Below are 25,887 nucleotides of genomic sequence, written 5' to 3'. Positions count from 1 at the left end.
CCGTGCCATGACCGAGTCTGTTGCCATGTTCACCAAAGTCCTGATCGCCAACCGTGGCGAAATCGCCTGTCGCGTCATCGCCACCTGCCGCCGCCTCGGCATCGCCACCGTGGCGGTGTATTCCGATGCGGACCGCAACGCACGCCATGTGCGCCTGGCCGACGAAGCCATCCACATTGGTCCGGCCGCCGCACGTGAGAGCTACCTGCGCAGCGATGCCCTGCTCGACGCCGCACGCCTGACCGGCGCGCAGGCGATCCACCCCGGCTACGGCTTCCTGTCCGAGAACGCCGACTTCGCCGATGCCTGCGCGGCGGCCGGCATCACCTTCATCGGCCCGCCGGCCAGCGCCATCCGCGCGATGGGCGACAAGAGCGCGGCCAAGGCGCTGATGGCCGAGGCCGGTGTGCCGCTGACCCCCGGCTATCACGGCGACCAGCAGGCGCCGGACTTCCTGCGCGCACAGGCCGACGGCATCGGCTACCCGGTGCTGATCAAGGCCAGCGCCGGCGGCGGTGGCAAGGGCATGCGCAAGGTCGAGCGCAGCGAGGACTTCGTCGATGCACTGGCCAGCTGCCAGCGCGAGGCGGCCTCGGCGTTCGGCAACGACCATGTGCTGGTCGAGAAGTACGTCGAGCGCCCACGCCATATCGAGATCCAGGTGTTCGGCGACAGCCACGGTGAGGCGGTCTACCTGTTCGAGCGCGACTGCTCGGTGCAGCGCCGCCACCAGAAGGTACTGGAAGAAGCACCCGCGCCGGGCATGAGTCCCGAACGTCGTGCTGCGATGGGCAAGGCGGCAGTCGATGCCGCGCGCGCGGTGGGCTACGTCGGTGCCGGCACGGTGGAGTTCATCGCCGGCCCGGACGGCGATTTCTACTTCATGGAAATGAACACCCGCCTGCAGGTCGAGCACCCGGTGACCGAGTACATCACCGGCACCGACCTGGTGGAGTGGCAGCTGCGCGTGGCCTCGGGCCAGCCGCTGCCGCTGCGCCAGGAACAGCTGGCGATCCACGGCCACGCCATCGAAGCGCGCCTGTATGCCGAAGATGCCGACCGGGGCTTCCTGCCCTCCACCGGCACCCTGCGCCGCCTGCGCCTTCCGACCCCGTCGGCCCATGTGCGCGTGGATACCGGCGTGGAGGAAGGCGACAGCATCACCCCGTACTACGATCCGATGATTGCCAAGCTGATCGTCTGGGACCTGGACCGCGAGGCCGCACTGCGCCGCATGAGCCAGGCGCTGGCCGACTGCCAGGTGGTGGGCGTGACCACCAATGCCGGTTTCCTGCGTCGCCTGGTCAACACCGATTCGTTCGCGCACGCCAAGCTGGACACCGCGCTGATCGAACGCGAACAGGCGGCATTGAGTGCAGTGGGCGACACGGATGATGCCCTGTGGCAGCTGGCTGCGGTGGCTGCGGTTGCAAGCACGGGCGGCGCCAGCACCGACGCGCGCGATCCGCATTCGCCGTGGCAGGCCCAGGACGGCTGGCGCCTTGGCGCATCGGCACCGCGCGTGCTGCCGCTGCAGCAGGGCGAACGCAAGCACACGCTGAAGGTGTGGACGCAGACCGATGGCTGGCGCGTGCAGTGCGATGACGCCGCGCCGGTGCAGGTGCTTGGCACGGCCGATGCGCAGCATCTGACCGTGCTGCTGGGCGAGCGCCGCTGGTCGTTGCAGCTACTGCGCGAAGGCGACCAGCTGTATCTGTTCGGCGCCGATGGCCAGCACCGCTTCACCCTGCACGATCCGGTGGGCGAATCGGACCACGCCGTGGCCGATGCCGGCAGCCTGCTGGCGCCGATGCCGGGCAAGATCGTCGCGACACTGGTCGCGGCCGGCACCGAGGTCAAGCGCGGCACGCCGCTGGTGGTGCTGGAAGCGATGAAGATGGAGCACACCCTGCAGGCACCGGCAGACGGCACGGTGAAGGGCTACCGCGCCAAGGCCGGCGACCAGGTGGGTGACGGTGCGGTGCTGGTGGACTTCGAAGCGGCGTGAACGATGACGCGCCGGGCCCTAGGGCCCGGCTGCATCGGCATTCCCTGCGCGTGGGTCCGCCCGCGGCCACACGTGGCCATCCGGGTCCAGCTCCGCGGTGATCTTTGTGCCACTGCGCCAGCCCAGCCCGCAGATCGCCAACGCACCTTCGGCCATCGGCTGCAGGCCAAGCGCACGCCCGGCCTCGGATTCATTGATGGCCGCTGTAACAAAAGCGCCCAGGCCCAGTGCGGTGGCCGACGCATACAGTGCCTGTGAAACATGGCCTGCATCCAGCGTGACAGCGCGGTAGGCCTTGGCATGGTTCCGATACTTCCAGAAGTTGCGCTCGAAGCGGCACACCAGCACCAGCAGCACGTGTGCATCGGCGAACCAATGCTGCCCGGCCAGCAAGCGCTGGCACAGCGACTCCAGGTCCTGTGGCTGTGCCGGCAGCCGGCCCAGCTCGTGCGCCACCGCATGGTAGTGATACAGCCCCGGGGCCATTCCCTCCACGTTGCGTACCAGCAAGTAGGCCTCCAGCGGATGCAGGCTGCCGGCTGAAGGCACGTTCTTCTTCAGGAACCGCACACCTGGATCGGTTTCCACCTCGGCCTGTGCCATCAGCACCTGCTGCAGCACGCGCGCCAGCAGTGGCAACGGCAGCGCACGCGCGCTATCGAAGTTGCGGCAGGTAGCCCGTGCCTGCAGCTGCGACTGCATCGGATCATCCTCGTAGCACGGCAGTGCCTGCGCGCCATGTATACGCGGAGGTGCCTCGGGTGGCGGACTGCCGTAGCTGCGCACCAGATCGCGTGCGGTCACCAGCTGGTGCTGCTCCATGTCCTGCACGCTGTCCACCTCGTCCCAGCACGACTGCTGGTAGTGCACCGCCGACAGCGGCCACCAGTGACTATCGCGCAGGCGCTGCTCGGCAGCGCAGGCCTTGGCGTGGGCCGGATCATCGCTGACCAGCAGGCCCTGCTGCAGCAATGACAGCACCCGACCGCGCGCGTCCGCTGCTTCCGGCAACGGCTGCCACTGTTCGGCACTGCAGGCCAGCAACCAGGCACAGCTTTCCGCGTCGATCACCTGCACCGACGGCAGGTGCGCCGCACGCACCTGCAGGACCGGCTGCAGCTGCACGCCGGTACCACCAGCCAGTAGTTCCTCCAGGTTGAAGGACGGGCGTTCGACCGGCTCGACGAACAAGGTCCGGCAACGACGGAATCTCATCGCAATGGCATCCGAGGGCTGTTCGGGGCGCCGATCATAGCGTGGCGGGTGCACGTACCCATCAACTTCGCGGCGCCACCGCCGATAATTCCATTTTCCCATTCTGCCGGTGCTGATCCCATGTCTGCTTCCCCCCTTTCCGCCGACGTTGTCCAGCAGCTGCTGGAGCGCCTGGCCAGCGATGATGCCTTCCGGTCCGAGTTTGCCAAGGATCCCGGCCTGGCCCTGCTCGCACTGGGTGCGGACGAAGACACCGTGCGTGCCTGCCGTGCATCACTGGCGTCCCTGGGCAGCAAGATGGAGTTCGCCCAGGCCGCATCACGCATGCGGACCCTGCTTGGGACACGCGCCGCCTTCAATGTGCCGTTCCTGTTCGAGGATGGCTTGCCTGGTCTCCAGCAGGAGTAACGATCAGGGTGCCGCTGCGTCCGGGCTGCTGTGAGAGGCCACGGGACTCTCCATTAATGCCAGCCGCTGCACGTCGTTCACGTTCAACGGCAGCAGTGCGTAGTCGCCGATGTTCTCTGCAAAGGCCAGGCCGGCATGGTGTTGAAGCCAGCGCAGCTGACGCTGCGCTGCATCGTGCTGACCCTGGGATCGCAGCAGATCCAACTGCAGCACGCGCCACTGGAACAAACTTGCCTGGCGCTGCTGCGCCAACAACTGCTGTGCACGCAGCGTTTCTCCAGCGTCCAGGGCCATGCGTGCCTGCAGCAGGTTCCACAGTTCGCGCAGGCGGGGATCGTCGTCGCGTTCGGGCAGCGCCTGCAGCGCGTCCCTTCGCTGCATGACCACCGTTGCCTGGCCGGCGCGCAGCGCATGGTAGGCAGCGGCAAGAGCGATGAATGCGTTGCGCCGTGCCGATGCAGGCTGGCCACGATCGATCGCCGCGAGCGCGCGATCGAGCACCTGCTGGTACTCCTGCCCCGGCACGGAAACGCCTTGCCGTGCACGCCAGGCCAGCGCCTGCAAAGCGAGGATGTCACACATCCCACCTGCGCTGGGGCACTGCGACGCAGCCTGCTGCATGTCGCCCGCAGCTTCAGCGCTGCGACCCTGCATGGTCAGCACGGCAGCCCGCTCCATGCGTGTCCCGGGGCCCAGTGGCCCCATCGCGGTGAACCCGGCGTTGGCCGCTTCGAAGTCGCCAGCCAATGCGGCAATCACCGGCTCCATGCCATCGCCGTTCCAACCCGGGTGCAGCCGCGCACCGCGCAGGGCTGCTTCCGCTGCGGAGGCTTCGCCACGGGCCAATTGGATGCGTGCAACAAACGCCAGCACCAATGCACGGCGCGAATGCTGGCGTCCCAGCAGCGGCTGCGTCGCGGCCAGTGCGCCATCGTAGTCACCCTGCGCGAACTGCACCATCGAGTAGTTCATCCAGCCGGCCGGGTCGTCCGGGTACAACTCGGTCAGCATGCGCCATTTGTCAGCGATGCGTGCAGGCGGTGCCCCTTCGAAATCGGCCGCCCAGGCATCGAGATAGAGCTGGTCGCGCGCGGTCAGGTGCGTACGTTGGCTGACCGCCTTGCGGTACAGCGCCGCGGCCTGCTCCAGATTGCCCTTTGCGTGCTGGATGTTCATCTGCCCGACGTAGGCGAAGGCAAAGGCAGGATCCAGTCGGGTCGCCTGCTCGAAGAACATCAACGCATCGTCATAGCGCGCGGCAGCCGTTGCATCGACGCCCTTGGCATAGGCATGCAGTGCGTCCAGATTGGCGGTAGCCACGGTTGGCAGCGGCCGCTGGTCTGCGCCGACGTCACGAAGCGCTTCGCCAAGGTCGGTACGCAGCGCCGCAACCACTTGATCGGTCGAGGCGAGGATCGAATCCAGCCCGCGACCGTCGGCAAAGCGCGTGTAAACGGTCTGTCCGCTACGCGGATCCACGACTTCGACACTGACCCGTACTTTGCCATTGAGCTCCAGCACACTGGGGATCAGTACCGCACGAACTCCGTCACGCAGCGCGACCTCGATGGCCAGCCTGCGGTCCAGCCGCGCCTGCGGCGGCCGCTGCATCAGCTGCAGGGTGTCACGCACCTTCAGCTCGCTGAGGATGTTGACGAAACGCGACTGCCCCAGGCTGATGTACAGCGCCTGCTCCAGGCTGCTGTCCAACTGGGGATAAGCCGTGGCGTTGTGCACCGCCGCCACGATCACCCAGTCGCGTTCGGCGAAGGCGATGGCCGGTGCCGGCCGAAACAGCGTCCACAGCACTCCGCATAGCGCCAGCATGAGTGCCGCCTCGGTCACCAGCGCCGCTGGGCGACGCCACAGCGGCAGATCCCGCCACGCTTTTTCACCCGAGCGCGGGCGACGTAGCGGGGCGCTGCCACGCAATCCCACTTCGAATACTTCCTGGCGTTCGCCGATGCCCTTGAAGCGCCAGCAGCCGTGATCCTTCCAGCGCAGCTCGTCAGCCGCCCAGGGCAGTTCGCTGGCTGCCCGACGTGCCATCTGTTCGGCGGCCGCGGACAGCAGGACCTGTCCAGGCCACGCCAGCTGCATCAGGCGCGCAGCCATGGGCTTGGCCAGGCCTTCCACCTCCACCGGTTTTGCGCCGTGGGCAACGGCCTCGGCACTGTTGTTCCACAGCAGCACGTCACCCACGTGCAGGCCGGCGCGTGCACGCAGAACAACGCCACGTTCGCGCCCCAGTGCATCAACGGCGTTCTGGTAGGAAAGAGCAAAGCCGATGCCATCGATGGGACGTTCGAACAGGATGAACAATCCGTCAGACCGATCGATCAGCTGGCCGTTCCAGCGCTGCTGCAGGCCAAGCACCAGGCGGTCATGCTGCTGGAACAGCTCAGCGGCGGCAATGTCACCGATCCGCTCGACCAGCTGCAGCGAATCGCACAGATCGGTGAACAGCAGAGTCCGCACCTGCGAACTCTGCATCGGGAGAAAATCCGGAATGCCGTCCATTGCCACCTCTGCTGCTCATTGTCCGCTTTCGGAGTCGCCGCCCCAGCGCAGGCAGTTGCCACCATCGCGCTTGGCCTGGTACAGCGCGCGGTCCGCGTTGGCGTACCACTCGCTCCAGCCCGCCTCCGGCGCCAGCAGGCTGGCTCCGATGCTGACCAGGCTTACATGCGGCGTGCCATGACTGCGTTCGAGCAGGCCATGCACCGCGCTGAGGATGAACTCGGCCGCGTGCTGCACGATCTCATGGTTGCCACGGCGCAGGATCAGGCAGAACTCATCGCCGCCGAGCCGGCAGGCCAGGTCCTGTTCGCCGGCCATCGAGCGCAGGATGTTGCCCATGCTCTGCAGCACACGGTCGCCGGCCTGGTGGCCGTGGCGGTCGTTGATCTGCTTGAAGCGGTCGCAGTCGATCAGCAGCAGCGCCTGCGGCGGCCCCTCGGCATGCTCGCGGCACTCCTGCAGGTACAGGGTGAGGCCACGGCGGTTGTGCAGCCCGGTCAGTTCATCGGTACGTACCAGTTCACGGGTGTGGGTCAACTGGTGGGTGGTGATGTACAGGTTGTCCAGCGCGGTTTCCAGATCGTGGTTGCGCCGGCGCAGCTGGCTGATCAGCGCCTGCTCGTTGGTAAGCACGCGCATGATCGTACGGCGCAGGAAGTAGGCGACCAGGCCGGGATCGGATTCCACCAGGCGATGGAAGTCGGCCGGGCCCAGCTCCAGTACTTCACAGTCGGCCAGCGCGCGTGCACTGGCGCTGCGCAGGTGATCGCCGACCAGCAGGCCAAGCTCACCGAAGAACTCATGCTGGCCGAGCGTCTTGATCACCAGGTCCTCGCCGAAGTCCAGTTCTATCTGGCCTTGGAGGATCACATACATCCGTTCGCCGCGATGGCCACGCTGGAACAACCACTGTCCGGCATGAAGCTTGCATGGACGGGCAAATCTGGCGAACAATGCAACCTCGGCAGCGGACAGCAGCGCGTGCACGATCTCGGCCATCGCCACCCGGGCGATACCTGACGTCACATCACTGTTCTCGGCCGCACCCCTGCCGGTCATTCCCTGCACCCGCCGCCAGCGTCCCCTGGTGAGCCGCGGAGCATAGCACCGCTTTAAAGTGTGCGCCCTATCTCATTTTGACCCGTCTGCCGATCTTGATTGATGTGAAGATCGGTGGTGGCCCGTTCTGGTCACGGGTGTCCGGGCAAAACCCCTGCTGGATCAATCCGATGCTGGGTTTCACAGGCTTTCGGCCAAGTTGCCGGCACGCGGGGGTGCGCCTGATTGACGCTGGCTGCGCGCTGCTCCCTTGCATCGATACAACAACGCCGGCAGGTCCCCCGACCGGCCGGCGTTGTCTGGCCCTTCCCTGGCCACCCTGATCGGATTTCGAGGCTTCGGTAGCGCCGGCCGCTGGCCGGCTTCCCTGTGGTGCCCGAAGGATCACGTGGTTGCCGGCCAGCGGCCGGCACTTCCGCATCACGCCGCGCGTTCGCTGCGCCCGCCGTGGAACTGCTCTTCCTCGGTCGAACCGGTCAATGCGGTGGTCGACGACTGGCCCTGCTGGATCGCCTGGGTCACCGCATCGAAGTAGCCGGTGCCAACCTCACGCTGATGCTTGACCGCAGTGAAGCCGCGCTCGGCCGCTTCAAACTCGGCTTCCTGCAGTTCCACGAACGCGCTCATCTGTCGACGTGCATAGCCGTGGGCCAGATTGAACATGCCGTAGTTCAATGCATGGAAGCCGGCCAGGGTGATGAACTGGAACTTGTAGCCGTAGCTGCCCAGCTCGCGCTGGAACTTGGCAATGGTGGCGTCGTCCAGGTTCTTCTTCCAGTTGAAGCTGGGCGAGCAGTTGTAGGCCAGCAGCTTGCCGGGGAACTTGGCATGGATCGCCTCGGCGAACTTGCGTGCAAACTCCAGGTCCGGCTTGCCGGTCTCGCACCACACCAGGTCGGCGTAGGGCGCATAGGCCAGGCCACGGCTGATCGCCTGGTCCAGGCCGTTGCGGGTCTTGTAGAAGCCTTCCACGGTGCGCTCGCCGGTGGCGAACGGCTTGTCGTTGCCATCGATGTCGCTGGTCAGCAGATCCGCGGCTTCGGCATCGGTACGTGCCACCAGCAGGGTCGGCACGCCCAGCACGTCGGCGGCCAGGCGCGCAGCGTTGAGCTTCTCGATCGCCTCGCGGGTCGGCACCAGCACCTTGCCGCCCATGTGGCCACATTTCTTCACCGAGGCCAGCTGGTCTTCGAAATGCACGCCAGCGGCACCGGCCTCGATCATCGCCTTCATCAGTTCGAACGCATTGAGCACGCCGCCGAAACCGGCTTCCGCATCGGCCACGATCGGCTGCAGGAAGTCGATGTCGTCCTTGCCTTCGGCGTGGTGCAGCTGGTCGGCGCGCAGCAGCGTGTTGTTGATGCGCTTGACCACCGCCGGCACCGAATCGGCCGGGTACAGCGACTGGTCCGGGTACATCTGCCCGGCCAGGTTGGCGTCGGCCGCCACCTGCCAGCCGGACAGGTAGATCGCCTTCAGGCCGGCCTTGACCTGCTGCATGGCCTGGTTGCCGGTCAGCGCACCCAGCGCGTTGACGAACTCGCGCTCATGCAGCGATGCCCATAGCTTCTCTGCACCCAGGCGGGCCAGCGAATGCTCGATGTGGACGGTGCCACGCAGGCGCACCACGTCGGCGGCACTGTAGTTGCGCTGGATGCCTTCCCAACGCGGGTTGGTATCCCAGTCGTGCTGGATCTGTTCGGCAGTGGGCAGCTTGCTCATGTCTTTCTCCAGTTCGGTTCGTGCGTGCAGCGGGGAGGGAAACGGCGGGAAACGCGGGCGGCGGTCAGTCGATGCGCGCGTAGGCCGGCAGGGTCAGGAAATCGGTCAGTTCGTCGCTGCGGCTCAGTTCGCCGAGCAGGGCGATGGCCTCGCCGATGCGTGCGCCACCGGGCAGCGCGGTGGTGTCACCCAGCCGTGCCGGCAGCTGCGCCAGCGTGGCATCCAGCAGTGCCAGGTCGATGGCGGTGCCGTCGTCCAGCTGCTGGCCCGGCGTATGCAGCCACTGCCACAGCTGGCTGCGGCTGATCTCGGCGGTGGCCGCGTCCTCCATCAGGTGGTGGATCGGCACGCAGCCGTTGCCATCCAGCCATGCCGCCAGGTAGCGCACGCAGACTTCCACATTGCCTTCGAAGCCGGCGCGGGTGATGGTGCCGGGCGGCCGTGCGATCAGTTCGTCGCGGCCGACGCGCACATCCTGGCGCAGCACGCTGTGCTGGTTCGCACCGGGCATGTGTTCGTCGAAGATCGCCATCGCCACCGGAATCAATGCCGGATGCGCGACCCAGGTGCCGTCGTGGCCGGCGGTCACTTCGCGCAGCTTGTCGGCGCGCACGCGGGCCATCGCCTGTTCGTTGGCGGCGGCATCGTTGTTGATGGGAATCTGCGCGGCCATGCCGCCCATCGCATGCGCACCACGGCGATGGCAGGTCTGGATCAGCAGCTCCGAATACGCCTTCAGGAACGGCTGGGTCATGGTCACCTGGCCGCGCTCGGGCAGCACGCGGTCGCCGTGGCGGCGGAAGGTCTTCAGGTACGAGAAGATGTAGTCCCAGCGCCCACAGTTCAGGCCGACGATGCGGTCACGCAGCGCGTACAGGATCTCATCCATCTCAAACACCGCCGGCAGCGTTTCGATCAGCACGGTCACCTTGATCTGGCCGTGCGGCAGGCCGAGCATGCCTTCGATGTGCGACAGCGCGGTCTCCCACAGCGCCGCCTCTTCCATGCTCTGCAGCTTGGGCAGGTAGAAGTACGGGCCGCGATCCTTGGCCTGCAGGGTGCGGGCGTTGTGGAAGGCGAACACCGCCGCGTCGAACAGGCCACCAGCGATGAACTGGCCATCGATGCGCACGTGCTTCTCGTCCAGGTGCCAGCCGCGCGGGCGTACGATCAGCACCGCCTGTTCGTCGTATGGGCGCAGGGCGTAGTGCTTTCCATTGGGTGCGGTGTATTCGAGATCGCCACGCACCGCGGCAGCCAGCGACTGCTGGCCGGCCAGCAGGTTGCGCCAGGTCGGCGAGGTCGAATCCTCGAAGTCGGCCATGAACACCTTGGCGCCGGAGTTCAGCGCGTTGATGACCATCTTCGGGTCGGTCGGGCCGGTGATCTCGACGCGGCGGTCCTGCAGCGCCGCCGGCAGCGGGGCAACACGCCAGTCGCCGCTGCGGATCGCGGTGGTGTCTTCGCGGAAGTCCGGCAGGCCGCCCTGGTCGAAGAACGCCTGACGCTCCCGACGGGCCTGCAGCCGTGCCTGCCGGCCCGGTTCCACCGCGCGGTGCAGCGACACCAGCAGGGCCAGCAGCGGCGCCGGCAGCAGGGTGTCCTGGCCGGCCACGCGGGTCGCCAGGGCGATGCCGGGGGTGGCCTTGCTGGCGGGGGTGGGAACAGCGGAAGCGACGGCGGACATGGGGCGACTCCAGCGGTGGGGGAACGCCTCCACGGTGCCGTCGGCGCCGAGTATTTGGCAAAACAGTTTTTGCAATGCTCTACATAAGTTGTGCTAATACTTGTGACACGATGAGCACACGCCCCCCGCCAAGTCCGCGTTTTTCCTACAAATCCGACCGGTTGAAGCCGCTGCGCGCGTTCTGCCAGACCGTGCGCCTGGGGTCGGTCTCACGGGCGGCTGAGGCGCTTTTCGTTAGCCAGCCGGCCATCAGCCTGCAGCTGCAGGCCTTGGAGCGAGAGCTGGGGGTGCCGTTGTTCGAGCGCAGCGGGCGCCGCCTGGTGCCCAGCCGCGAGGGCCAGCTGCTGTACGAGATGGCACAGCCGCTGGTGGAGAACCTGGATGGGCTGGAGGCGCGTTTCCGCGACAAGGTGCGCGGCCTGGACGCGGGCGAGCTGAACATCGCCGCCAACAGTTCAACCATCCTGTACCTGCTGCCGAAGATCGTCGAACGCTTCCGCCTGCACCATCCGGACGTGCGCCTGACCCTGCACAACGCGATCAGTGCCGATGGCACCGACCTGCTGCGCGAGGATGCCGCCGACCTGGCGATCGGCTCGATGACTGATGTGCCGGCCGATCTCAGCTACGCACCGGCCTACCGTTTCGAGCAGGTGCTGATCGCGCCGCACGACCATCCGCTGGCCAGCGGTGGCGAGCTGGAACTGGCCGACATCGCGCGTTTTCCGCTGGTGCTGCCACCGAAGCGGCAGATCACCTACCGCCTGGTCGACCAGGTATTCCAGCGCCACCGCATCGCCTACACCGTGGCATTGGAAGTGGGTGGCTGGGAGGTGATCAAGCAGTACGTGGCGATGGGCATGGGCATTTCCATCGTGCCGGCGCTGTGCCTGAACGAGGCTGACCGCGAGCGGCTGGCGGCGCGGTCGATGAAGCGCTGGTTCCCGGAACGCAGTTACGGGGTGATCGTGCGGCGTGGCAAGGCGTTGTCGGCGCAGGCGCGGGCGTTCATCGAGCTGATCCAGCCGGAGTTGTTCAGCCCGCGCGATTACGACCAGAGCGGGCATTCCGAGCGGTGAGGGGTGTTCGGCAGGGCTGCGCCCTGCACCTGCCGAAGCCGAAGCAACGGCAACAGCGGGCTATCCGTGGGATGGCGGGGCGGCGTGGGTGGGCAGGACACGCCGTAAACCCGTCCATGGGGGCTCGATGGCGCCATCCATGGCGCCAACGGTCCTGCCCACCCACGCCGTCCCGCCTCTGACAGATTCCCGCGATCTGTCGGGGTCGGATCCAGTTGCTGCGCAATGGGCTCTGACCCCCGCTGCAAATGATCGAAACCGGATTTTGTAGAGTCGAGCCATACTCGACTGGCGGAAAAGCGATCGAAGAAGGCGACAAGCCCGGTGCCGGTCTGGCTAGACTGGCCCCATGTCCATCGAACTCCGCCACCTGCGTTACTTCCTCGCCGTTGCCGATACGCTGCACTTCGGCCAGGCGGCTGAGCGGCTGGGTATGTCGCAGCCGCCGCTCAGCCAGCAGATCCGCCAGCTGGAAGACCTGATCGGTGCGCGCCTGTTCGTGCGCAGCCATCGTCGTGTGCAGCTGACGCCTGCCGGTGAGCTGCTGCAGGAACGTGCACGCGCCATCGTGCAGCAGGTGGAAACGGCGGTGGACGAGGTGCAGCGCGCGCAGCGCGGTGAGCAGGGTGAGCTGCGCATCGGATTGACCCGCGCCACGCCGCTGTCGCCGCAGATTCCGCGTTCAATCCTGCAGTACCGCCAACGCTATCCGCAGGTGCGGCTGCAGCTGAGCGAGATGAACACCCTACAGCAGATCGATGCACTGCTCGATGGCAGCCTGGACGTGGGCATCATCCGCAAGCGCGCGTTGCCGCCGGAACTGGTTGCGCACAGCCTGTTCGTCGATCCGCTGGCGTTGATCGTGCATGCCGATCACCCTGCCCTGCGCAGACTGTCGAAACAGGGCACGCTGTCGCTGCGCGACTTCGCGCAGGAGCCGTTCGTGGCGTTCCGCCGCAGTGCCGGTGCCGGCATCCACGACCACATGATCGCGCTGTGTGCGGCGGCGGGATTCACCCCGCGCATCGTGCAGGAGGCGGGCGAGGCATCGACGCTGATCAGTCTGGCCGCTGCCGGTCTCGGTGCGGCGATCCTGCCGTCGTCCTGTGATCACATCCGGGTGGAAGGCGCGCGCTTCGTGGCGCTGGCCGATGCCGGGGCGCATTCGGAAGTGCAGCTGGCGTGGCACCGCGAGGGTGTGACGCCGCTGATCCGCAATTTTGCTGGGCTGCTGCGTGAGGCGTTCGCGGAAGGGTGAGGCGCAACTCACCCGGTAGCGGCCAACCTTGGTTGGCCCACGGCCACGGCGCCGACCAAGGTCGGCATCTACCAGAGCAGGTTCACGCCGTCACCGGCTGAGGGGCGCGCTGCTGCAGCGCCCAGACGATGCCACCGCCGATCAGGGTCAGCACGGCGGCGAACAGGCACACACCCAGCCAGTCCCACGCTGCATAGGCCAGGCCGCCCACACCACCGAGCACGCTCGAACCCAGGTAGTAGGCGAACAGGTACAGCGCCGACGCTTCGGCGCGCATCGCACCGGCGCGGCTGCCGACCCAGCTGCTGGCCACCGAGTGACCGCCGAAGAAGCCGAACGTCACCAGCGCGATACCGAGTGCCATCGTGCTCAGCCACGGCATCGCCAACAGCACGATGCCGGCACCAATCAGTGCGAACGAGATCGACAGGATGCGGCCGCGGCCGTAACGCGTCGCCTGCTGTCCCATCCACGCCGAGCTGAAGGTGCCCACCAGATAGACGCTGAAGATCAGGCCGACCACGGTCTGGCTTAGATGGTACGGCGGCGCCAGCAGGTGGTAGCCCAGGTAGTTGTAGAGGGTGACGAACACGCCCATCAGCACGAACGAGGTAGCGAACAGCCAGGGCAGGCCCGGGTCGGCGAACAGCGTGCGCCAGCGCGACGGCAACTGGCGCAGGCCGCCGCGACGTGCATGGAAGTGCCGCGACGGTGGCAGCTGCAGCCACAGCAGCACGGTACTGGCGATGGCGATGATCGAAACCACGCCGATGCCCCAGCGCCAGCCCCAATGGTCGGCGATGATGCCGGCCAGCAGGCGCCCGCTCATGCCACCGATGGCGTTGCCGCCGATGTACAGGCCCATCGCCAGGCCCAGCGCGCGGCTGTCCATTTCCTCGACCAGGTACGTCATCGCCACTGCCGGCACGCCGCTCAACGCCAGGCCGAGCAGCGCGCGCAGCACCAGCAGCGTGGTCCAGTCATCCACCAGCGCCGTGCACAGCGACAGCGTGGCCGAGGCCAACAGCGCGACGATCATCAAAGGACGGCGGCCGACCGCATCGGACAGCAGGCCGGCCAGCAGCATCGCCACCGCCAGCGTGCCGGTGGTCAACGACAGCGACATCGCGCTGCCGGCGGCGGACACACCGAAATGACGGCTGAACTCCGGCAGCAGCGGCTGCACCGTGTAGAGCAGGCCGAAGGTGGAGAAACCGGCCAGGAACAGCGCCAGCGCGGTGCGGCGGAAGGCCGGTGTGCCCTGCTGGATGCGGGTCTCGGCGATGGGATCGACAGTGGGGGGGCGGCGTTCGACTGCCGCCGCGGTTTCGCCAGTCATGGGATCGATGGGCCGGTGGGGCGGCCAAGCGTGGGAGGGAACGGGCCTCAGACTAGGCCCGTCCATCCAGTCGATCCATAACCTGATAGGTCAGGATTGATACATAAGAAGTATCAATTCAGCTTACAGACGCTGCCACTCGAAACCGTCGCCACGACGGTAGTACACCGCCACGGCGCGGCCGTAGAGCTTGTCGGCGTCAACGAAGCCGAAGAAGCGACCGTCGAAGCTGTTGCCACGGTGGTCACCCAGCACCAGTACCTTGCCGTCCGGCACCACCAGGTCAGCGATGTCCGGGCCGCCGCCCATGTCCAGGTCGAGGCTGGCATGGCGGTCGCCGAAGGCCTCCACGTCCTGCAGGTCGGCAATCTGCAGCGGCTGGCCGTTGATGCTCAGATGGCCTTCGCGCAGCTGCACATGATCACCGGCCACTGCAGCCACGCGCTTGATCAGGCGGGTGCCGTCGGCCGGTGAATCGAACACCGCCACTTCACCGCGCTGCGGAACGCCGGTCGACATCAGTTCCTTGCCGGTGAACGGCAGGCGCAGGCCATAGGCGCGCATGTCCACCACCACCCGATCGCCGGGCTGCAGGGTCGGCTGCATCGAGCCGCTGGGCACCACGTAGTGGTTGGCGAGGGTATCGCGGGCGGCGGCGAGCAGGCCAAGCATCACCAGCAGCGGCAGCGCCTCCTTCTTCAGCCAGGCCAGCGCGCGTTCGGAAAAGGGAGGACGGGCAACAGCATCCATGACAGGCTCCGGGTGGTTGGTAGCGGTATCAGACCACATGCGGGCGCAGGAGGTTCCCGCGCCTGGAACCTGTAGAGCCGAGCCCATGCTCGGCTTGCTCTTGTAGCGTCGAGCTTGCTCGACTGAGGCGCAGAGCAGTCGAGCAAGCTCGACTCTACGTAACGGCAGCCGAGCATGGGCTCGGCTCTACAATACGGGTTACGCAGGTTTTACGCGCCGGCCCGGCCGCGGGCATCGCACCTTTACGGGCAGCACGCGCATCGTGTGCCCACCGCGCCACAGGGCGCATTCCGCAAGGTGTTGTATGACCCTCCTGGTGATCCGCCACGCGTCTTCGTCGGCGCCGCGCCCGCAGCTGCCGGCGCAGCTGAGCGGCCATCGCGTGCTGTGCAGCGACTGCGCCAGCCTGTCCGAAGTGCGCCAGTGCCTGTGCCAGCCGCAGGCGCGCTCGGCCGACTGGGTACTGCTGGATGTCGGCGCCGCCGACGAGGCGCAATGGCAGGCCGAAGGTGGCGCGCTGCAGGCGGCGCTGGAACGGCTGCCGGCGCAGTACATCGAGCTGCAGGCCCCCAGCGAGCCCGGCCTGGATGCGCGCCTGCGCCTGCAGCATGGCCCCGCCGCGGTGGTGGTGGACCAGCGCAGCCAGCAGGCCGGGTATCCATTGTCGCTGGCCATTGTCGGCCGCCGTCTGGCACAGGAGGGCTGAGCCATGTCGATCTTCATCATCCGTGGCCCGGAAGCGGCCGGTGCCCTGATCCGCACCGCGATGCCGCTGCCGGCACCGGTCCTGAAGTCACTGGTGCATCGCGCGATCGACGCCGGTACCAGCGTGGCGATCCGTGCCTGTGGTTCGGAACAGGAACTGCTGGACGCGCTGCGCGTGGCTGACCACAGCCGCGGCGAGGTGACCCTGCTGGATCCGGGTGCGTGTGCCAACAGCCTGCGCCTGCAGCGCCTGCTGCCGTACCTGCACAACGCCTACGTGGAAGTGCATGACGACGGCGCGGTGGCCGAGCCGTGCCTGCCGGCGGGTGTCGGTCAGCGGCTGGGCATCGCTGCTGGGTATGGCGCGCAGAGTTATGTGCTGGCGCTGGATATCGCGCTGGATCACCTGGGCCTGGCCGAGCAGGCGAACCGGGTGCACGTGGGGACGTAAGCCGCTTGTGTAGAGTCGAGCTTGCTCGACTGGCTTTTCGTGGAAAGACCGTCGAGCAAGCTCGACGCTACACAAAGAAAAACGGCGGGGTTCCCCCCGCCGTTTTCGCTTTCTTATTTCAGCCCGCGGAACTTCAGCAGCGGTTCCACCGACGGGTCCTTGCCGCGGAAATCGCGGTACAGGGTCGACAGCTCCACGCTGTTGCCGCGCGAGAGGATCTTGTCGCGGAACTCCTGGCCATTGGCCGCCGTCAGGCCACCGTGTTCGGTGAACCACTGGTAGGCGTCATGGTCCAGCACTTCGGCCCAGAAGTAGGCGTAGTAACCGGCCGAGTAACCACCACCCCAGATGTGGTCGAAGTAGGTGGTGCGGTAACGCGGCGGCACCTGCGGCAGGTCGACCTTGAACTTCTTCAGCGCACTGGCTTCAAAGGCGCCGACATCCTGCAGCGGCGCATCGGCCTTCTGCGTATGCCAGGCCAGGTCCAGCAGCGCGGCCGACAGGTACTCGGTGGTCGCGTAGCCCTGGTTGAAGCTGCGTGCCTTGAGGATCTTGTCGACCAGTTCCTGCGGCATCGCCTCGCCGGTCTTGTAGTGCTTGGCGTAGTTGGCGAACACCTTCGGATCCAGCGCCCAGTGCTCGTTGAACTGCGACGGGAACTCGACGAAATCACGCGAGGTGGCGGTGCCGGCAATCGACGGGTACTTCACGTTCGAGAACATGCCGTGCAGCGCATGGCCGAACTCATGGAACATGGTGGTGACGTCGTCGAAGCTGATCAGCGCAGGCTGGCCGGCGGCCGGCTTGGTGAAGTTGCAGACGTTGTAGACCACCGGCTTGGCACCGGTCAGGCCGTCCTGCTCGACGAACACGTCCATCCAGGCGCCGCCGGACTTGCTGTCACGCTTGAAGTAGTCGGTGTAGAACAGGGCCAGCGAGGTGCCGTCCTTGTCGAACACTTCATACACCTTCATGTCCGGGTTGTAGGTCGGAATGTCGGTACGCGGCTTGAAGGTGATGCCGTACAGCTGGGTGGCGGCGTAGAAGACGCCGTTCTGCAGCACGTTGTCCAGTTCGAAGTACGGCTTGATCTGCGACTCGTCCAGATCGTACTTGGCCTTGCGCACCTGCTCGGCGTAGAAGTCCCAGTCCGAGGCAGCGACCTGGAAACCACCCTTCTGCGCGTCGATCACCTTCTGGATCTCGCCGGCCTCGGCGCGCGCCTTGGCGGTGGCGGCCGGCACGGTGTCGGTCAGCAGCTTGAGCGCGGCGGCCGGGGTCTTGGCCATCTGGTCGCCCAGCTGGTAGTCGGCGAAGGTGTCGAAGCCGAGCAGCTTGGCCTTCTGCGCACGCAGCTGGGCCAGGCGCTGCACGGTCTGCCGGGTGTCGTTGGCATCGCCACGCTCGGCGCGGGTTTCCGAAGCCTTCAGCACGGCGGCACGCTGGTCGCGGTCGCTCAGCGAGCCGAGCACCGGCTGCTGGGTGGTGTTCTGCAGCGGCAGCAGGAACTTGCCATCCAGCTTGCGTTCCTTGGCGGCAGCCGCAGCGTTGTTGATCGCATCTTCGTCCAGGCCGGCCAGCTTGGCCTTGTCATCGACAACGACGGCAGCAGCGGCGGTGGCGGCCACCAGGCGGGTGTGGAACTGGGTGGAGAGAGTGGTCTCTTCCACGTTGAGCTTGCGCAGGGTGGCCTTGTCGGCGTCGGACAGCTGCGCACCGGCGCGCACCAGACCGTCGTAGTAGTGCTCGACCAGGCGCTTCTGCACCGGGTCCAGCTCCAGCGTGTCACGCTGGTCGTACAGCGACTTCACGCGCGCGAACAGCTTCGGATCGAGGTTGATCTCGTCCTGGTGCGCGGCCAGCTTCGGCGCCACGTCTTCCTGGATCTTCTGGCGCGCATCGTTGGTATCGGCCTGGACCAGGCCGAAGAAGATGCGCGACACGCGGTTCAGCGTCTCGCCGCTGCGCTCCATCGCCACGATGGTGTTGTCGAAGGTGGCCGGCTCGCTGCTGTCAGCGATCTTGCGCACGTCGGCCAGGTGCTGGCGCATGCCTTCTTCGAACGCCGGCAGGTAGTCGCTGTCCTTGATCTTGTCGAACTGCGGCGCCTGGAACGGCAGCGTGCTGGCGCTCAGCAGCGGATTGGTGGAGGCTTCGGCCGGCTGCTGGGCCGGGGCTTTCTGGGCATCGGACACGGGGGTGGACTCCTTGCCGGAACAGGCCGCCAGCGCCAGGCTGATGGCGGCGGCCAGGACTACGGTACGCGACATGTAAAACACTCCTTGGGCAGACGGTACGGGATACCAGCCCTCCACCCTACTCCTGTCGCGCTCGCCCGGCATGTGCCGGACGTGGCGTCTATGCGGCGGCCTGCGGCCGGCTCAGACCGTACCGCGGGTCTTGCCGATCCAGGGCCGGTAGAACTCGCGGATGGCGGCCATGTCGGCGGCGTCATCGCCGGTCGGCGTGAACAGCGGGCCGATGCCGATGGTCTTCTCCGGGTAGTGGAAATACGCGGCCAGGATCGGCACGTCGGCCATCCGCGCGATCTTCAGGAAGCCGGCCTTCCAGTCCTTCACGGCCTTGCGGGTCCCCTCGGGCGTGATGGCGAACCACATCTTCTCGTTGTTGCGCAGCAGGTCCACCGCCTGGCCCACCGTCCCCTGCGGCGAGCTGCGGTCCAGCGGGATCACGCCCAGCTTGTGCAGCAGCGGGCCGAGCGGCCACCAGAACAGCGATGCCTTGCCCAGCACCTTCACCTTCATGCCCAGCGCGATCTTCGCGGCCATGCCCCACAGGCCGTCCCAGTTGGACGAATGCGGGGCGATGATGAAGACCAGCCTGGGGATGTCAGGCAGGGTACCGGTCACCTTCCAGCCGCCCATGCGCAGGGTGCAGCGCGCCAGCCAGCGCAGGAAGGCGTTGGGTTTGACCTGCGGCATCTGCGGCGGCACGGCCGGCAGCAACGAAGTCGGGTTGTTCAAGCAATCACTCCCAGTCACGTGATGAGCGCCCGCGCTTGATCTGCGCGCGCCCGCGTTTGGCGTCCAGACGACGCAGTTTCGACCCGAGGGTCGGCTTGGTGGCCTTGCGCGGCTTGGGCACGCTCAGCCCGGCCTGGATGAAGGCCGCCAGCCGATCGCGCGCATCCTCGCGATTGCGATCCTGGGTCCGGAAACGTTGCGCGTCGATGACCAGCACGCCTTCGCCGGTCATGCGCCGGTCACGCCGCGCCAGCAGGCGCGCGCGCAACGGTTCGGGCAACGAGGGCGAGTTGGCCACATCGAAACGTAGTTCCACCGCGGTGGAGACCTTGTTGACGTTCTGGCCACCGGCGCCACTGGCACGCACGAACCGCTCGACGATCTCGCCGTCGGGGATTTCAAGCTGCGCGCTGATGGTGACCGGTCCACTGCCCATCCGCGCATTGTAGCGGCAGCCACGTGCCGGAGTGCGGCATCGCGCCCCGTATGCCGCCGATCAGGTACCGAACACGCCGCCTTCGCCTTGGCTGCGGGTATGCTGGCCGTCCCATGTACTGCAGGAAGCCCCGCATGACCCGCACCGCACCCGCCCTGCCGTCCCTGCTGCGCCGCGCCGCCCTGCTGCTGGCGCTGGCCGTGGCCAGCGTTCCGGCCCTGGCCGCGCCGCCGACCGATGGCGACATCAACCGCCTGCTGTCGGCGTCACGCGCGCAGAGCATGATCGACACCATGCTGCCGCAGATCGAGGCGATGCAGCAGCAGCAGTTCCAGCAGGTAGCCGCACAGCGCCAGCTCAATGCCCAGCAGCAGGAACAGCTGAAGCGGATCCAGGCGCGGACCAGCCAGACCCTGCGCCAGGCCCTGTCCTGGCAGCAGCTGCGGCCGATGTACGTGGACCTGTACAAAAAGACCTTCAGCAAGGAAGACGTGCTGGCGATGGCCGAGTTCTACGAGAGCGCGGCCGGCCAGAGCCTGCTGGACAAGACCCCGGCGCTGATGCAGAACGTGATGGTGGCAATCCAGGCGCGCATGCAGCCGCTGTTCGCGGACCTGCAGAAGGATCTGGAAGCGATCGTCAACGAGCCGGAAAAGAAATGAGGTAGTGCCGGCCGCTGGCCGGCTCCCCATTACATCTGGAATCGCGCAGATGCCGGCCAGCGGCCGGCACTACCATCAATCGGTATCCACCTGCCAACCAAACAGGTCCAGCGCCTTCTGGAACCCGCCGTCCAACGGCGCACGCACGTCCACCGTGCCACCGTCCGGATGCGGGAAGCGCAGGCGCTCGGCGTGCAGCAGCATGCGGTGCACGCCCTGCATGCGGAAGATGCGGTTGTGGCGGCCATCGCCGTGGCTGGTGTCGCCGATCATGTGATGCGAGAGGTGCTTGAGGTGCCGGCGGATCTGCCGGAAGCGTCCGGTCTGCGGCTGGCAGCGCAGCAGTGCGTAGCGCGAGCTGGTGAATTCACCGACCGGCACCGACAGCTCGCCGGTGGCCAGGCGCTGGAAGTCGGTGATCGCCGGCTTTTTCACCGGCTTGCCCGGGCCGCCGTCCAGATCATGATCGACCTGCCAGGTGAGCTCGGCCGGCCAGCCCCGGCAGATCGTCAGGTAGTCCTTCAGCACTTCGCCGCCCATCAGGGCCTTGCCCAGCGCACTGGCGGTATCGCGGTCGAAGGCCAGCAGCAGGCAGCCACTGGTGGCCCGGTCCAGGCGATGCACGAGGAAGATCGGGCGGCCCAGCTGCTCGCGCAGGCGGTCGGCCAGGAAGTCGTCTTCGCCACGGGCCAGCTTGCTGTCGTGGACCATCAGCCCGGCAGGCTTGTTGACCACGGCCAGGCGCTCATCCAGGTGCAGCAGCTGCAGGGGCGGGGTGTCGGTCTCGACCGCGGCGAGGGTATCGGGTTCGGTGCTCACGGCAGGATTATCGGGGCTGGGCACTGAATGGGGTAGAGCCGGCCGCTGGCCGGCTGTCTCCGGGCAGTCGGATGGCTGCGGTTGCCGACCAGCGGCCGGCAACCGCGTGCCAACCAAGGTTGGCACCTACCTGTAGAGCGGTCAGGCGCTGCGCACGGCCAGCAGCTCGCCATTGCCCACCGGCACCAGGCTGGTGCTGAAGTCCGGATCAGCGTCCAGCAGCACGCGCAGCGGTTGCATCTCTTCCGCATGCGAGGTGGCGTTGTCCACCACCAGCAGGCCACCGGGACGCAGCACGCGGCGCATCTGCGGCCACCAGCCGGCGTACTGCCCGCGGTCCGAATCGAGGAACAGCAGGTCGATGCAGGCATCGGCGGCCTGCGCCAGCCAGAGCCCGGCATCGCCATGGACCAGGCTGATGCGATCACCCAGGCCACTCCGTGCAAACGTGGCTCGCGCCATCGCCACCTTGTCGTCGGCGTACTCCAGCGTGGTCACGTGGCCGTCGATGGCTGTGGCTGCCTCGGCCAGCCACAGCGTGGAATAGCCGTTGGACGTACCGATTTCCAGCACCCGGCGAGCGTTGCCGAAGCGCACCAGCACCGACAGGAATTCACCGGTGTCGGGCGTGATGTTGAGCATGCGTCGGCCGCGCTCGCTTTCGCGTGCGTCGTTGTCGGCGCCGAAGCGGATCAGTTCGTCCTTGAGTGCCTGCAGCATGGGGCCTACTTCCACCACGCGCGCAGCAGCGCCACTGCGCCGACCGCACCGGACAGCCAGCTCCACGCCGGCACGTCGCCCCAGTACCAGCCCGGCGGCTGCAGCACATACATCAGTGCAGCGATGGCCAGCAGGCCGACACCGGTGATCGCGCCGACCGCATGCTTCTGCAGGCGCTGCACGCTGGCATCCAGTGCGGCCAGGTCGCGCGAACGCATCGACAGTTCGTGGCGGCCTTCCACCTGCTGGGTCAGCCAGGCGTGCACCAGGCGCGGCATGTCCGGCGCATGGGTCATGATTTCCGGCAGGCGCTTGCCGATCTCGCGTACCACCCGGCGCGGGCTGTAACGTTCGCGCAGGATCCTTGCCAGCACTGGCTTGGCCACCGCCCAGATGTCGATCTGCGGGTCGAGCTGGCGGCCGACGCCTTCGATGTTCAGCAGGGTCTTCTGCAGCAGGATCAGCTGCGGCTGCAGGGTCAGCTGGTAACGCTGGGCCACGCGGAACAGCTTCATCAGCACTTCGGCCAGCGAGATCTGCGACAGCGGCCGGGTGAAGTACGGCTCGCACACCGAACGCACGGCGGCCTCGAGGTCATCGATGCGCACGTTGTCCGGCATCCAGCGCGCCTGCACGTGCAGTTCGGCGATGCGGCGGTAATCGCGGTTGAAGATGGCCATGAAGTTCTCGGCCAGGTAGTACTGATCTTCCTGCGAGAGCTGGCCCATGATGCCGAAGTCCAGCGCGATGAAACGCGGGTTGGCGCGGCGCGCCGGATCGGTGTCGACCCAGATGTTGCCGGCGTGCGCATCGGCGTGGAAGAAGTTGTCGCGGAACACCTGGGTGTAGAACACCCGCACGCCCTTGGCGGCCAGCGCCTTGCGGTCGATGCCGGCCTTGTCCAGTGCGGCGATGTCATCGGACGGGATGCCCCACACGCGTTCCAGGGTCAGTGCCCGCTCGGCGGTGTGGCTCCAGATCACTTCCGGCACGTACAGATCGTCGCTGTTTTCCCAGAAGCGGCGCAGCACGCTGGCATTGGCGCCTTCGCGCTGCAGGTCCAGCTCGGCAGCCAGGGTGTTCTCGACTTCGGCCACCACTTCGCGCGGGCGGATCTTGTCGGCGCGCGGGTGGGTGCGCTCGACCAGGGCAGCCAGCGAATTGAGCAACGCGATATCGGCGTCGATCTGCTTCTCGATGCCCGGGCGCAGCACCTTGACCACCACCTGGCGGCCATCGGCCAGCGTGGCTGCGTGCACCTGCGCGATCGAGGCCGAGGCCAGCGGTTCGGTATCGAAGCTGGCGAAGGCCTCGCTGACCGGCAGGCCCAGCGCTTCCTCGACGATGCGACGCGCGGTCTCACCATCGAACGGCTTGACCCGGTCCTGCAGCAGGGTCAGTTCATTGGCCACATCCGGCGGCACCAGGTCGCGGCGGGTGGACAGGATCTGGCCGAACTTGACGAAGATCGGGCCCAGATCCTGCAGTGCCAGGCGCAGGCGTGCACCGCGCGACTGAGCAGCGATGTCGGCCGAGGCGCGCGGCACGAACGGCTTGGCCAGGCGCAGCCAGCGCTCGGCGGGAGTGCCCTGCAACAGGTCGTCGAGGCGGTAACGCAGGATCACCCGGCCGATGCGGCTGGCACGCAGCACGGCCTTCATGCGGCACCCCGCAGACGCTGCACACGGGCACCGAGGCGTTCGACGTCATCGCGCAGCACGTCCACATCGTCGTGGAAGGCATCCAGCTCGGCGCGCGGCACCACGTCACGCGATTCCTCGGTGATGAACTCGGCGGCGCTGTGGGCCAGGTCGATCGCGCCCTGGCGCGCATGCTGCAGGGCGCTGCGCAGGGTGTTGGCCACCTGCACGCCCAGCACTTCGCCGAACACGCTGACGAACGGCTGCTGCCAGTCAGGATCGAAGCCCTTGGCCAGCTGCTGCAGGCGACGCGCCAGTTCGGCATCACCGGCCACGCGCACGCGACCCTTGCCGTTGTTGTCGCCGCGCCGTGCGTTGGCCAGCAGCGGCAGCTGCGCCAGCACGCCGGCCAGGCTGCTGCGCACGGCCAGGTCGGCTTCCTGCGCGTCCACCGGGCCGACCCGCAGTGCATCACCGTCGACGCTGATGCGCATGGCCAGCGACGGCGCTTCCAGGGTCAGGTCGATATGCCGGCCATCCAGACTGGCCAGCGCGTGGCGGGTATCCGGATCCAGCGCCAGCGCGCGGTTCAGGGCGATCTGCAGGGCGCGGCCAGCGACCGGCTTGAGGGACTTGAGCAGGGAGAGAGCCATGTGCGCATTCTACCTGCGTGGGTGGGGGGCTTGGGCCGGGCTGCCGCCCGGCACCCGCAGATGCAACAGCAACGGCAACGGCAACAGCCGAAGCAACAGCGGGCATTCCGTGGGTAGGCGGGATGGGGCCGGTTGCGGGGGCCGCTGCAAGTCCCCCTCCGGGGCCCGGCCCAGCCGCTGGCGGCTGTGCGTTCGGGCGCTTGCGAAGCAGTGCTTCGCAAGCAAAGCGCCCTCACCCATGTAAGCTCGGTCGCCGCATGCTCGTGTGCGCTGTCCTGCGCACACGGCAAGACCGGGGTTGGGCGTCCTGCCCAACCCGCCCGAGGCATGCCTCGGGCCCATGCGGCTCACGCCCCCGCAACCGGACCCACCCCGCCTTCGACAGGTTCCTGCGATCTGCCGGAACGACTGGGGTCGGATCCCGTTGCTGCGCAACGGGCTCTGACCCAATGCTGATGGCATCTCGCGTTGGTGGATGCCGACCTTGGTCGGCGCTGGATTTCCGGGGGTGCCAACCAGGGTTGGCCGCTACTCGAGCCGGCCGTCAGGCGGTTCATCTGTACCTCACCTGTGCGGCAATGGAAGGTTCATGCTGTACGGCCACGCAACGCACAGGACATCGCAACACCATGGCACGGACCCGGGTCGGCATCATCTTCGGGGGCAAGTCCTCCGAGCACGAAGTTTCGCTGCAGTCGGCGAAGAACATCCTCGATGCGCTTGATCGCGAGCGCTTCGAGCCGGTGCTGGTCGGTATCGACAAGCAGGGCCAGTGGCATCTGAGCCAGCCGGATACCTTCCTGATCAATGCCGATGATCCGTCGCGCATCGCGCTGCATCGGTCCGGTACGTCGCTGGCGGTGCGCCCGGGTGTGGAACAGGCACAGCTGCAGCCCTCCGATGCGGCCAGCGCGCTGGGCCAGATCGATGTGGTGCTACCGATCGTGCACGGGCCGCTGGGCGAGGACGGTGCGCTGCAGGGGCTGCTGCGCATGGCCAACCTGCCTTTCGTCGGTTCTCCGGTACTGGGCTCGGCGGTGGCGATGGACAAGGACGTGACCAAGCGCCTGTTGCGCGACGCTGGCCTGCAGGTGGCGCCGTGGCTGTGCATCCGACGTCACCAGGCCGCTGACGTCGATGTCGATGCGGTGATCGCGCAGCTCGGCCTGCCGCTGTTCGTGAAGCCGGCAAACCAGGGTTCGTCGGTGGGTGTGAGCAAGGTCAAGGATGCAGCGGGCTTCGCCGCGGCACTGGCATTGGCGCTGCGCTACGACCACAAGGTGCTGGTCGAATCGGCGGTGGTCGGCCGTGAGATCGAGTGCGCGGTGCTGGGCAACGAACAGCCGCAGGCCAGCCTGTGCGGCGAGGTGGTGGTGCACGACGAGTTCTACGCCTACGACACCAAGTACATCAACGAGGATGGCGCCGAGGTGGTCGTGCCGGCGGATATCGATGCTGCAACCCAGGCGCGTATCCAGCAGATCGCGCTGCGGGCCTACCAGGCGCTGGAGTGTGCGGGCATGGCGCGCGTGGATGTGTTCCTCACCGCAGACGGCGAGATCGTCATCAACGAGGTCAACACGCTGCCGGGCTTCACCCGCATCAGCATGTACCCGAAGCTGTGGGGCGCCAGCGGTGTGGACTACACCACGCTGATCACGCGCCTGATCGAACTGGCGCTGGAGCGCCATGAAGCTGATCGCGGATTGCACAGCGCTGTGTAGCAGCGCTCTCTGTAGAGTCGAGCCATGCTCGACTGCTTTTCATGAGTC

General features: G+C 67.0%; 22 protein-coding genes. 8 read left to right on the top strand and 14 right to left on the bottom strand.

The genetic code is table 11. From position 1 onward, the window contains the following. Positions 1–7: 7 nt before the first annotated feature. Positions 8–2,008 (top strand): acetyl/propionyl/methylcrotonyl-CoA carboxylase subunit alpha, encoded by a 2,001-nt coding sequence (locus tag ACSYAO_RS01080; protein WP_414574478.1) that lies wholly within the window; start codon positions 8–10, stop codon positions 2,006–2,008. Positions 2,009–2,026: 18 nt separating this feature from the next. On the opposite strand, the gene ACSYAO_RS01075 is transcribed toward ACSYAO_RS01080, so the two are convergent. After that, positions 2,027–3,223 carry a putative peptide maturation dehydrogenase gene (locus ACSYAO_RS01075; protein WP_049462820.1) on the bottom strand — a complete coding sequence of 399 codons (1,197 nt, stop codon included), beginning with the start codon at positions 3,221–3,223 and terminating at the stop codon, positions 2,027–2,029. Between the two features lie 120 nt (positions 3,224–3,343). Here ACSYAO_RS01075 and ACSYAO_RS01070 point away from each other — a divergent pair, with 120 nt between their 5' ends. Beyond that, entirely contained in the window at positions 3,344–3,631 is a 288-nt protein-coding gene (locus tag ACSYAO_RS01070) for an NHLP-related RiPP peptide (RefSeq protein WP_049462810.1), read from the top strand. 3 nt (positions 3,632–3,634) lie between these two features. On the opposite strand, the gene ACSYAO_RS01065 is transcribed toward ACSYAO_RS01070, so the two are convergent. The 4 genes from ACSYAO_RS01065 to aceB form a co-directional block, all read right to left on the bottom strand. Then, positions 3,635–6,124: a putative peptide modification system cyclase gene (locus ACSYAO_RS01065; protein ID WP_157805917.1), complete on the bottom strand. Its 2,490-nt coding sequence runs from the start codon at positions 6,122–6,124 to the stop codon at positions 3,635–3,637. A 42-nt stretch (positions 6,125–6,166) separates the two neighbouring features. Continuing rightward, positions 6,167–7,210 (bottom strand): GGDEF domain-containing protein, encoded by a 1,044-nt coding sequence (locus ACSYAO_RS01060; RefSeq protein ID WP_049462809.1) that lies wholly within the window; start codon positions 7,208–7,210, stop codon positions 6,167–6,169. A 420-nt stretch (positions 7,211–7,630) separates the two neighbouring features. Beyond that, the gene (gene aceA, locus ACSYAO_RS01055) at positions 7,631–8,932 is read right to left on the bottom strand and encodes an isocitrate lyase (RefSeq protein WP_004153647.1); all 1,302 of its coding nucleotides are present in this window, start codon (positions 8,930–8,932) and stop codon (positions 7,631–7,633) included. 64 nt (positions 8,933–8,996) lie between these two features. Continuing rightward, complete coding sequence (aceB, locus tag ACSYAO_RS01050; protein WP_049462808.1) at positions 8,997–10,619, bottom strand: malate synthase A; 1,623 nt, start codon at positions 10,617–10,619, stop codon at positions 8,997–8,999. 110 nt (positions 10,620–10,729) lie between these two features. On the opposite strand from aceB, the gene ACSYAO_RS01045 reads away from it, so the two are divergent. Together ACSYAO_RS01045 and ACSYAO_RS01040 are read left to right on the top strand one after the other, a co-directional pair. Beyond that, positions 10,730–11,698, top strand: coding sequence for a LysR family transcriptional regulator (locus tag ACSYAO_RS01045; protein ID WP_049421009.1), 969 nt, complete (start codon positions 10,730–10,732; stop codon positions 11,696–11,698). Positions 11,699–12,047: 349 nt separating this feature from the next. After that, positions 12,048–12,956 carry a LysR family transcriptional regulator gene (locus ACSYAO_RS01040; protein ID WP_049461669.1) on the top strand — a complete coding sequence of 303 codons (909 nt, stop codon included), beginning with the start codon at positions 12,048–12,050 and terminating at the stop codon, positions 12,954–12,956. Positions 12,957–13,038: 82 nt separating this feature from the next. On the opposite strand, the gene ACSYAO_RS01035 is transcribed toward ACSYAO_RS01040, so the two are convergent. Then, entirely contained in the window at positions 13,039–14,295 is a 1,257-nt protein-coding gene (locus tag ACSYAO_RS01035) for an MFS transporter (protein ID WP_049461670.1), read from the bottom strand. Between the two features lie 123 nt (positions 14,296–14,418). Next, a complete protein-coding gene (gene lepB, locus ACSYAO_RS01030) occupies positions 14,419–15,045 on the bottom strand; it encodes a signal peptidase I (protein WP_049461671.1) in 627 nt (208 codons plus the stop codon). 304 nt (positions 15,046–15,349) lie between these two features. Between lepB and ACSYAO_RS01025 the strand changes: the two genes are divergently transcribed. Both ACSYAO_RS01025 and ACSYAO_RS01020 read left to right on the top strand, forming a co-directional pair. After that, on the top strand, positions 15,350–15,751 hold the full coding sequence (locus ACSYAO_RS01025) for a hypothetical protein (RefSeq protein ID WP_049461672.1): 402 nt from the start codon (positions 15,350–15,352) through the stop codon (positions 15,749–15,751). Between the two features lie 3 nt (positions 15,752–15,754). Continuing rightward, positions 15,755–16,201, top strand: coding sequence for a 3-dehydroquinate dehydratase (locus ACSYAO_RS01020; protein WP_004153636.1), 447 nt, complete (start codon positions 15,755–15,757; stop codon positions 16,199–16,201). Between the two features lie 113 nt (positions 16,202–16,314). On the opposite strand, the gene dcp is transcribed toward ACSYAO_RS01020, so the two are convergent. The 3 genes from dcp to arfB all read right to left on the bottom strand — a co-directional run bounded on the left by dcp (position 16,315) and on the right by arfB (position 19,621). Then, positions 16,315–18,471 carry a peptidyl-dipeptidase Dcp gene (gene dcp, locus ACSYAO_RS01015; RefSeq protein ID WP_049461673.1) on the bottom strand — a complete coding sequence of 719 codons (2,157 nt, stop codon included), beginning with the start codon at positions 18,469–18,471 and terminating at the stop codon, positions 16,315–16,317. Between the two features lie 111 nt (positions 18,472–18,582). Beyond that, entirely contained in the window at positions 18,583–19,143 is a 561-nt protein-coding gene (locus ACSYAO_RS01010; RefSeq protein ID WP_223276957.1) for a lysophospholipid acyltransferase family protein, read from the bottom strand. Positions 19,144–19,189: 46 nt separating this feature from the next. Further along, positions 19,190–19,621 (bottom strand): alternative ribosome rescue aminoacyl-tRNA hydrolase ArfB, encoded by a 432-nt coding sequence (gene arfB / locus ACSYAO_RS01005; protein ID WP_032130467.1) that lies wholly within the window; start codon positions 19,619–19,621, stop codon positions 19,190–19,192. Between the two features lie 134 nt (positions 19,622–19,755). Here arfB and ACSYAO_RS01000 point away from each other — a divergent pair, with 134 nt between their 5' ends. Beyond that, positions 19,756–20,283 carry a DUF2059 domain-containing protein gene (locus ACSYAO_RS01000; RefSeq protein WP_010487093.1) on the top strand — a complete coding sequence of 176 codons (528 nt, stop codon included), beginning with the start codon at positions 19,756–19,758 and terminating at the stop codon, positions 20,281–20,283. A 75-nt stretch (positions 20,284–20,358) separates the two neighbouring features. Here the strand turns inward: ACSYAO_RS01000 and ACSYAO_RS00995 are convergent, their stop codons facing one another. The 4 genes from ACSYAO_RS00995 to ACSYAO_RS00980 form a co-directional block, all read right to left on the bottom strand. Beyond that, the gene (locus ACSYAO_RS00995; RefSeq protein WP_414574500.1) at positions 20,359–21,126 is read right to left on the bottom strand and encodes a pseudouridine synthase; all 768 of its coding nucleotides are present in this window, start codon (positions 21,124–21,126) and stop codon (positions 20,359–20,361) included. A 117-nt stretch (positions 21,127–21,243) separates the two neighbouring features. Further along, positions 21,244–21,822, bottom strand: a complete 579-nt coding sequence (locus ACSYAO_RS00990) for an O-methyltransferase (protein WP_049461675.1) — start codon at positions 21,820–21,822, stop codon at positions 21,244–21,246. A 5-nt stretch (positions 21,823–21,827) separates the two neighbouring features. Continuing rightward, complete coding sequence (gene ubiB, locus ACSYAO_RS00985) at positions 21,828–23,483, bottom strand: ubiquinone biosynthesis regulatory protein kinase UbiB (RefSeq protein ID WP_049461676.1); 1,656 nt, start codon at positions 23,481–23,483, stop codon at positions 21,828–21,830. Beyond that, complete coding sequence (locus ACSYAO_RS00980) at positions 23,480–24,115, bottom strand: ubiquinone biosynthesis accessory factor UbiJ (protein ID WP_049420999.1); 636 nt, start codon at positions 24,113–24,115, stop codon at positions 23,480–23,482. The genes ubiB and ACSYAO_RS00980 overlap by 4 nt, the downstream gene beginning before the upstream one ends. 629 nt (positions 24,116–24,744) lie before the next feature. Between ACSYAO_RS00980 and ddlA the strand changes: the two genes are divergently transcribed. Next, a complete protein-coding gene (gene ddlA, locus ACSYAO_RS00975) occupies positions 24,745–25,839 on the top strand; it encodes a D-alanine--D-alanine ligase (RefSeq protein ID WP_049462577.1) in 1,095 nt (364 codons plus the stop codon). Positions 25,840–25,887 lie beyond the last annotated feature (48 nt).

Source organism: Stenotrophomonas sp. STK16_22, assembly GCF_051984505.1.
Lineage (GTDB): Bacteria > Pseudomonadota > Gammaproteobacteria > Xanthomonadales > Xanthomonadaceae > Stenotrophomonas > Stenotrophomonas maltophilia_A.
The sequence above is the reverse complement of the archived record's forward strand: the minus strand, read 5'-3'. Positions and strand labels throughout refer to the sequence as shown.

Excerpts from the sequence above, each read along its gene's own strand:
- ACSYAO_RS01080 (WP_414574478.1), top strand. The coding sequence starts at position 8 with ATGACCGAGTCTGTTGCCATGTTCACCAAAGTCCTGATCGCCAACCGT.
- ACSYAO_RS01075 (WP_049462820.1), bottom strand. The coding sequence starts at position 3,223 with ATGAGATTCCGTCGTTGCCGGACCTTGTTCGTCGAGCCGGTCGAACGC.
- ACSYAO_RS01070 (WP_049462810.1), top strand. The coding sequence starts at position 3,344 with ATGTCTGCTTCCCCCCTTTCCGCCGACGTTGTCCAGCAGCTGCTGGAG.
- ACSYAO_RS01065 (WP_157805917.1), bottom strand. The coding sequence starts at position 6,124 with ATGCAGAGTTCGCAGGTGCGGACTCTGCTGTTCACCGATCTGTGCGAT.
- ACSYAO_RS01060 (WP_049462809.1), bottom strand. The coding sequence starts at position 7,210 with ATGACCGGCAGGGGTGCGGCCGAGAACAGTGATGTGACGTCAGGTATC.
- aceA (WP_004153647.1), bottom strand. The coding sequence starts at position 8,932 with ATGAGCAAGCTGCCCACTGCCGAACAGATCCAGCACGACTGGGATACC.
- aceB (WP_049462808.1), bottom strand. The coding sequence starts at position 10,619 with ATGTCCGCCGTCGCTTCCGCTGTTCCCACCCCCGCCAGCAAGGCCACC.
- ACSYAO_RS01045 (WP_049421009.1), top strand. The coding sequence starts at position 10,730 with ATGAGCACACGCCCCCCGCCAAGTCCGCGTTTTTCCTACAAATCCGAC.
- ACSYAO_RS01040 (WP_049461669.1), top strand. The coding sequence starts at position 12,048 with ATGTCCATCGAACTCCGCCACCTGCGTTACTTCCTCGCCGTTGCCGAT.
- ACSYAO_RS01035 (WP_049461670.1), bottom strand. The coding sequence starts at position 14,295 with ATGACTGGCGAAACCGCGGCGGCAGTCGAACGCCGCCCCCCCACTGTC.
- lepB (WP_049461671.1), bottom strand. The coding sequence starts at position 15,045 with ATGGATGCTGTTGCCCGTCCTCCCTTTTCCGAACGCGCGCTGGCCTGG.
- ACSYAO_RS01025 (WP_049461672.1), top strand. The coding sequence starts at position 15,350 with ATGACCCTCCTGGTGATCCGCCACGCGTCTTCGTCGGCGCCGCGCCCG.
- ACSYAO_RS01020 (WP_004153636.1), top strand. The coding sequence starts at position 15,755 with ATGTCGATCTTCATCATCCGTGGCCCGGAAGCGGCCGGTGCCCTGATC.
- dcp (WP_049461673.1), bottom strand. The coding sequence starts at position 18,471 with ATGTCGCGTACCGTAGTCCTGGCCGCCGCCATCAGCCTGGCGCTGGCG.
- ACSYAO_RS01010 (WP_223276957.1), bottom strand. The coding sequence starts at position 19,143 with ATGCCGCAGGTCAAACCCAACGCCTTCCTGCGCTGGCTGGCGCGCTGC.
- arfB (WP_032130467.1), bottom strand. The coding sequence starts at position 19,621 with ATGGGCAGTGGACCGGTCACCATCAGCGCGCAGCTTGAAATCCCCGAC.
- ACSYAO_RS01000 (WP_010487093.1), top strand. The coding sequence starts at position 19,756 with ATGACCCGCACCGCACCCGCCCTGCCGTCCCTGCTGCGCCGCGCCGCC.
- ACSYAO_RS00990 (WP_049461675.1), bottom strand. The coding sequence starts at position 21,822 with ATGCTGCAGGCACTCAAGGACGAACTGATCCGCTTCGGCGCCGACAAC.
- ubiB (WP_049461676.1), bottom strand. The coding sequence starts at position 23,483 with ATGAAGGCCGTGCTGCGTGCCAGCCGCATCGGCCGGGTGATCCTGCGT.
- ACSYAO_RS00980 (WP_049420999.1), bottom strand. The coding sequence starts at position 24,115 with ATGGCTCTCTCCCTGCTCAAGTCCCTCAAGCCGGTCGCTGGCCGCGCC.
- ddlA (WP_049462577.1), top strand. The coding sequence starts at position 24,745 with ATGGCACGGACCCGGGTCGGCATCATCTTCGGGGGCAAGTCCTCCGAG.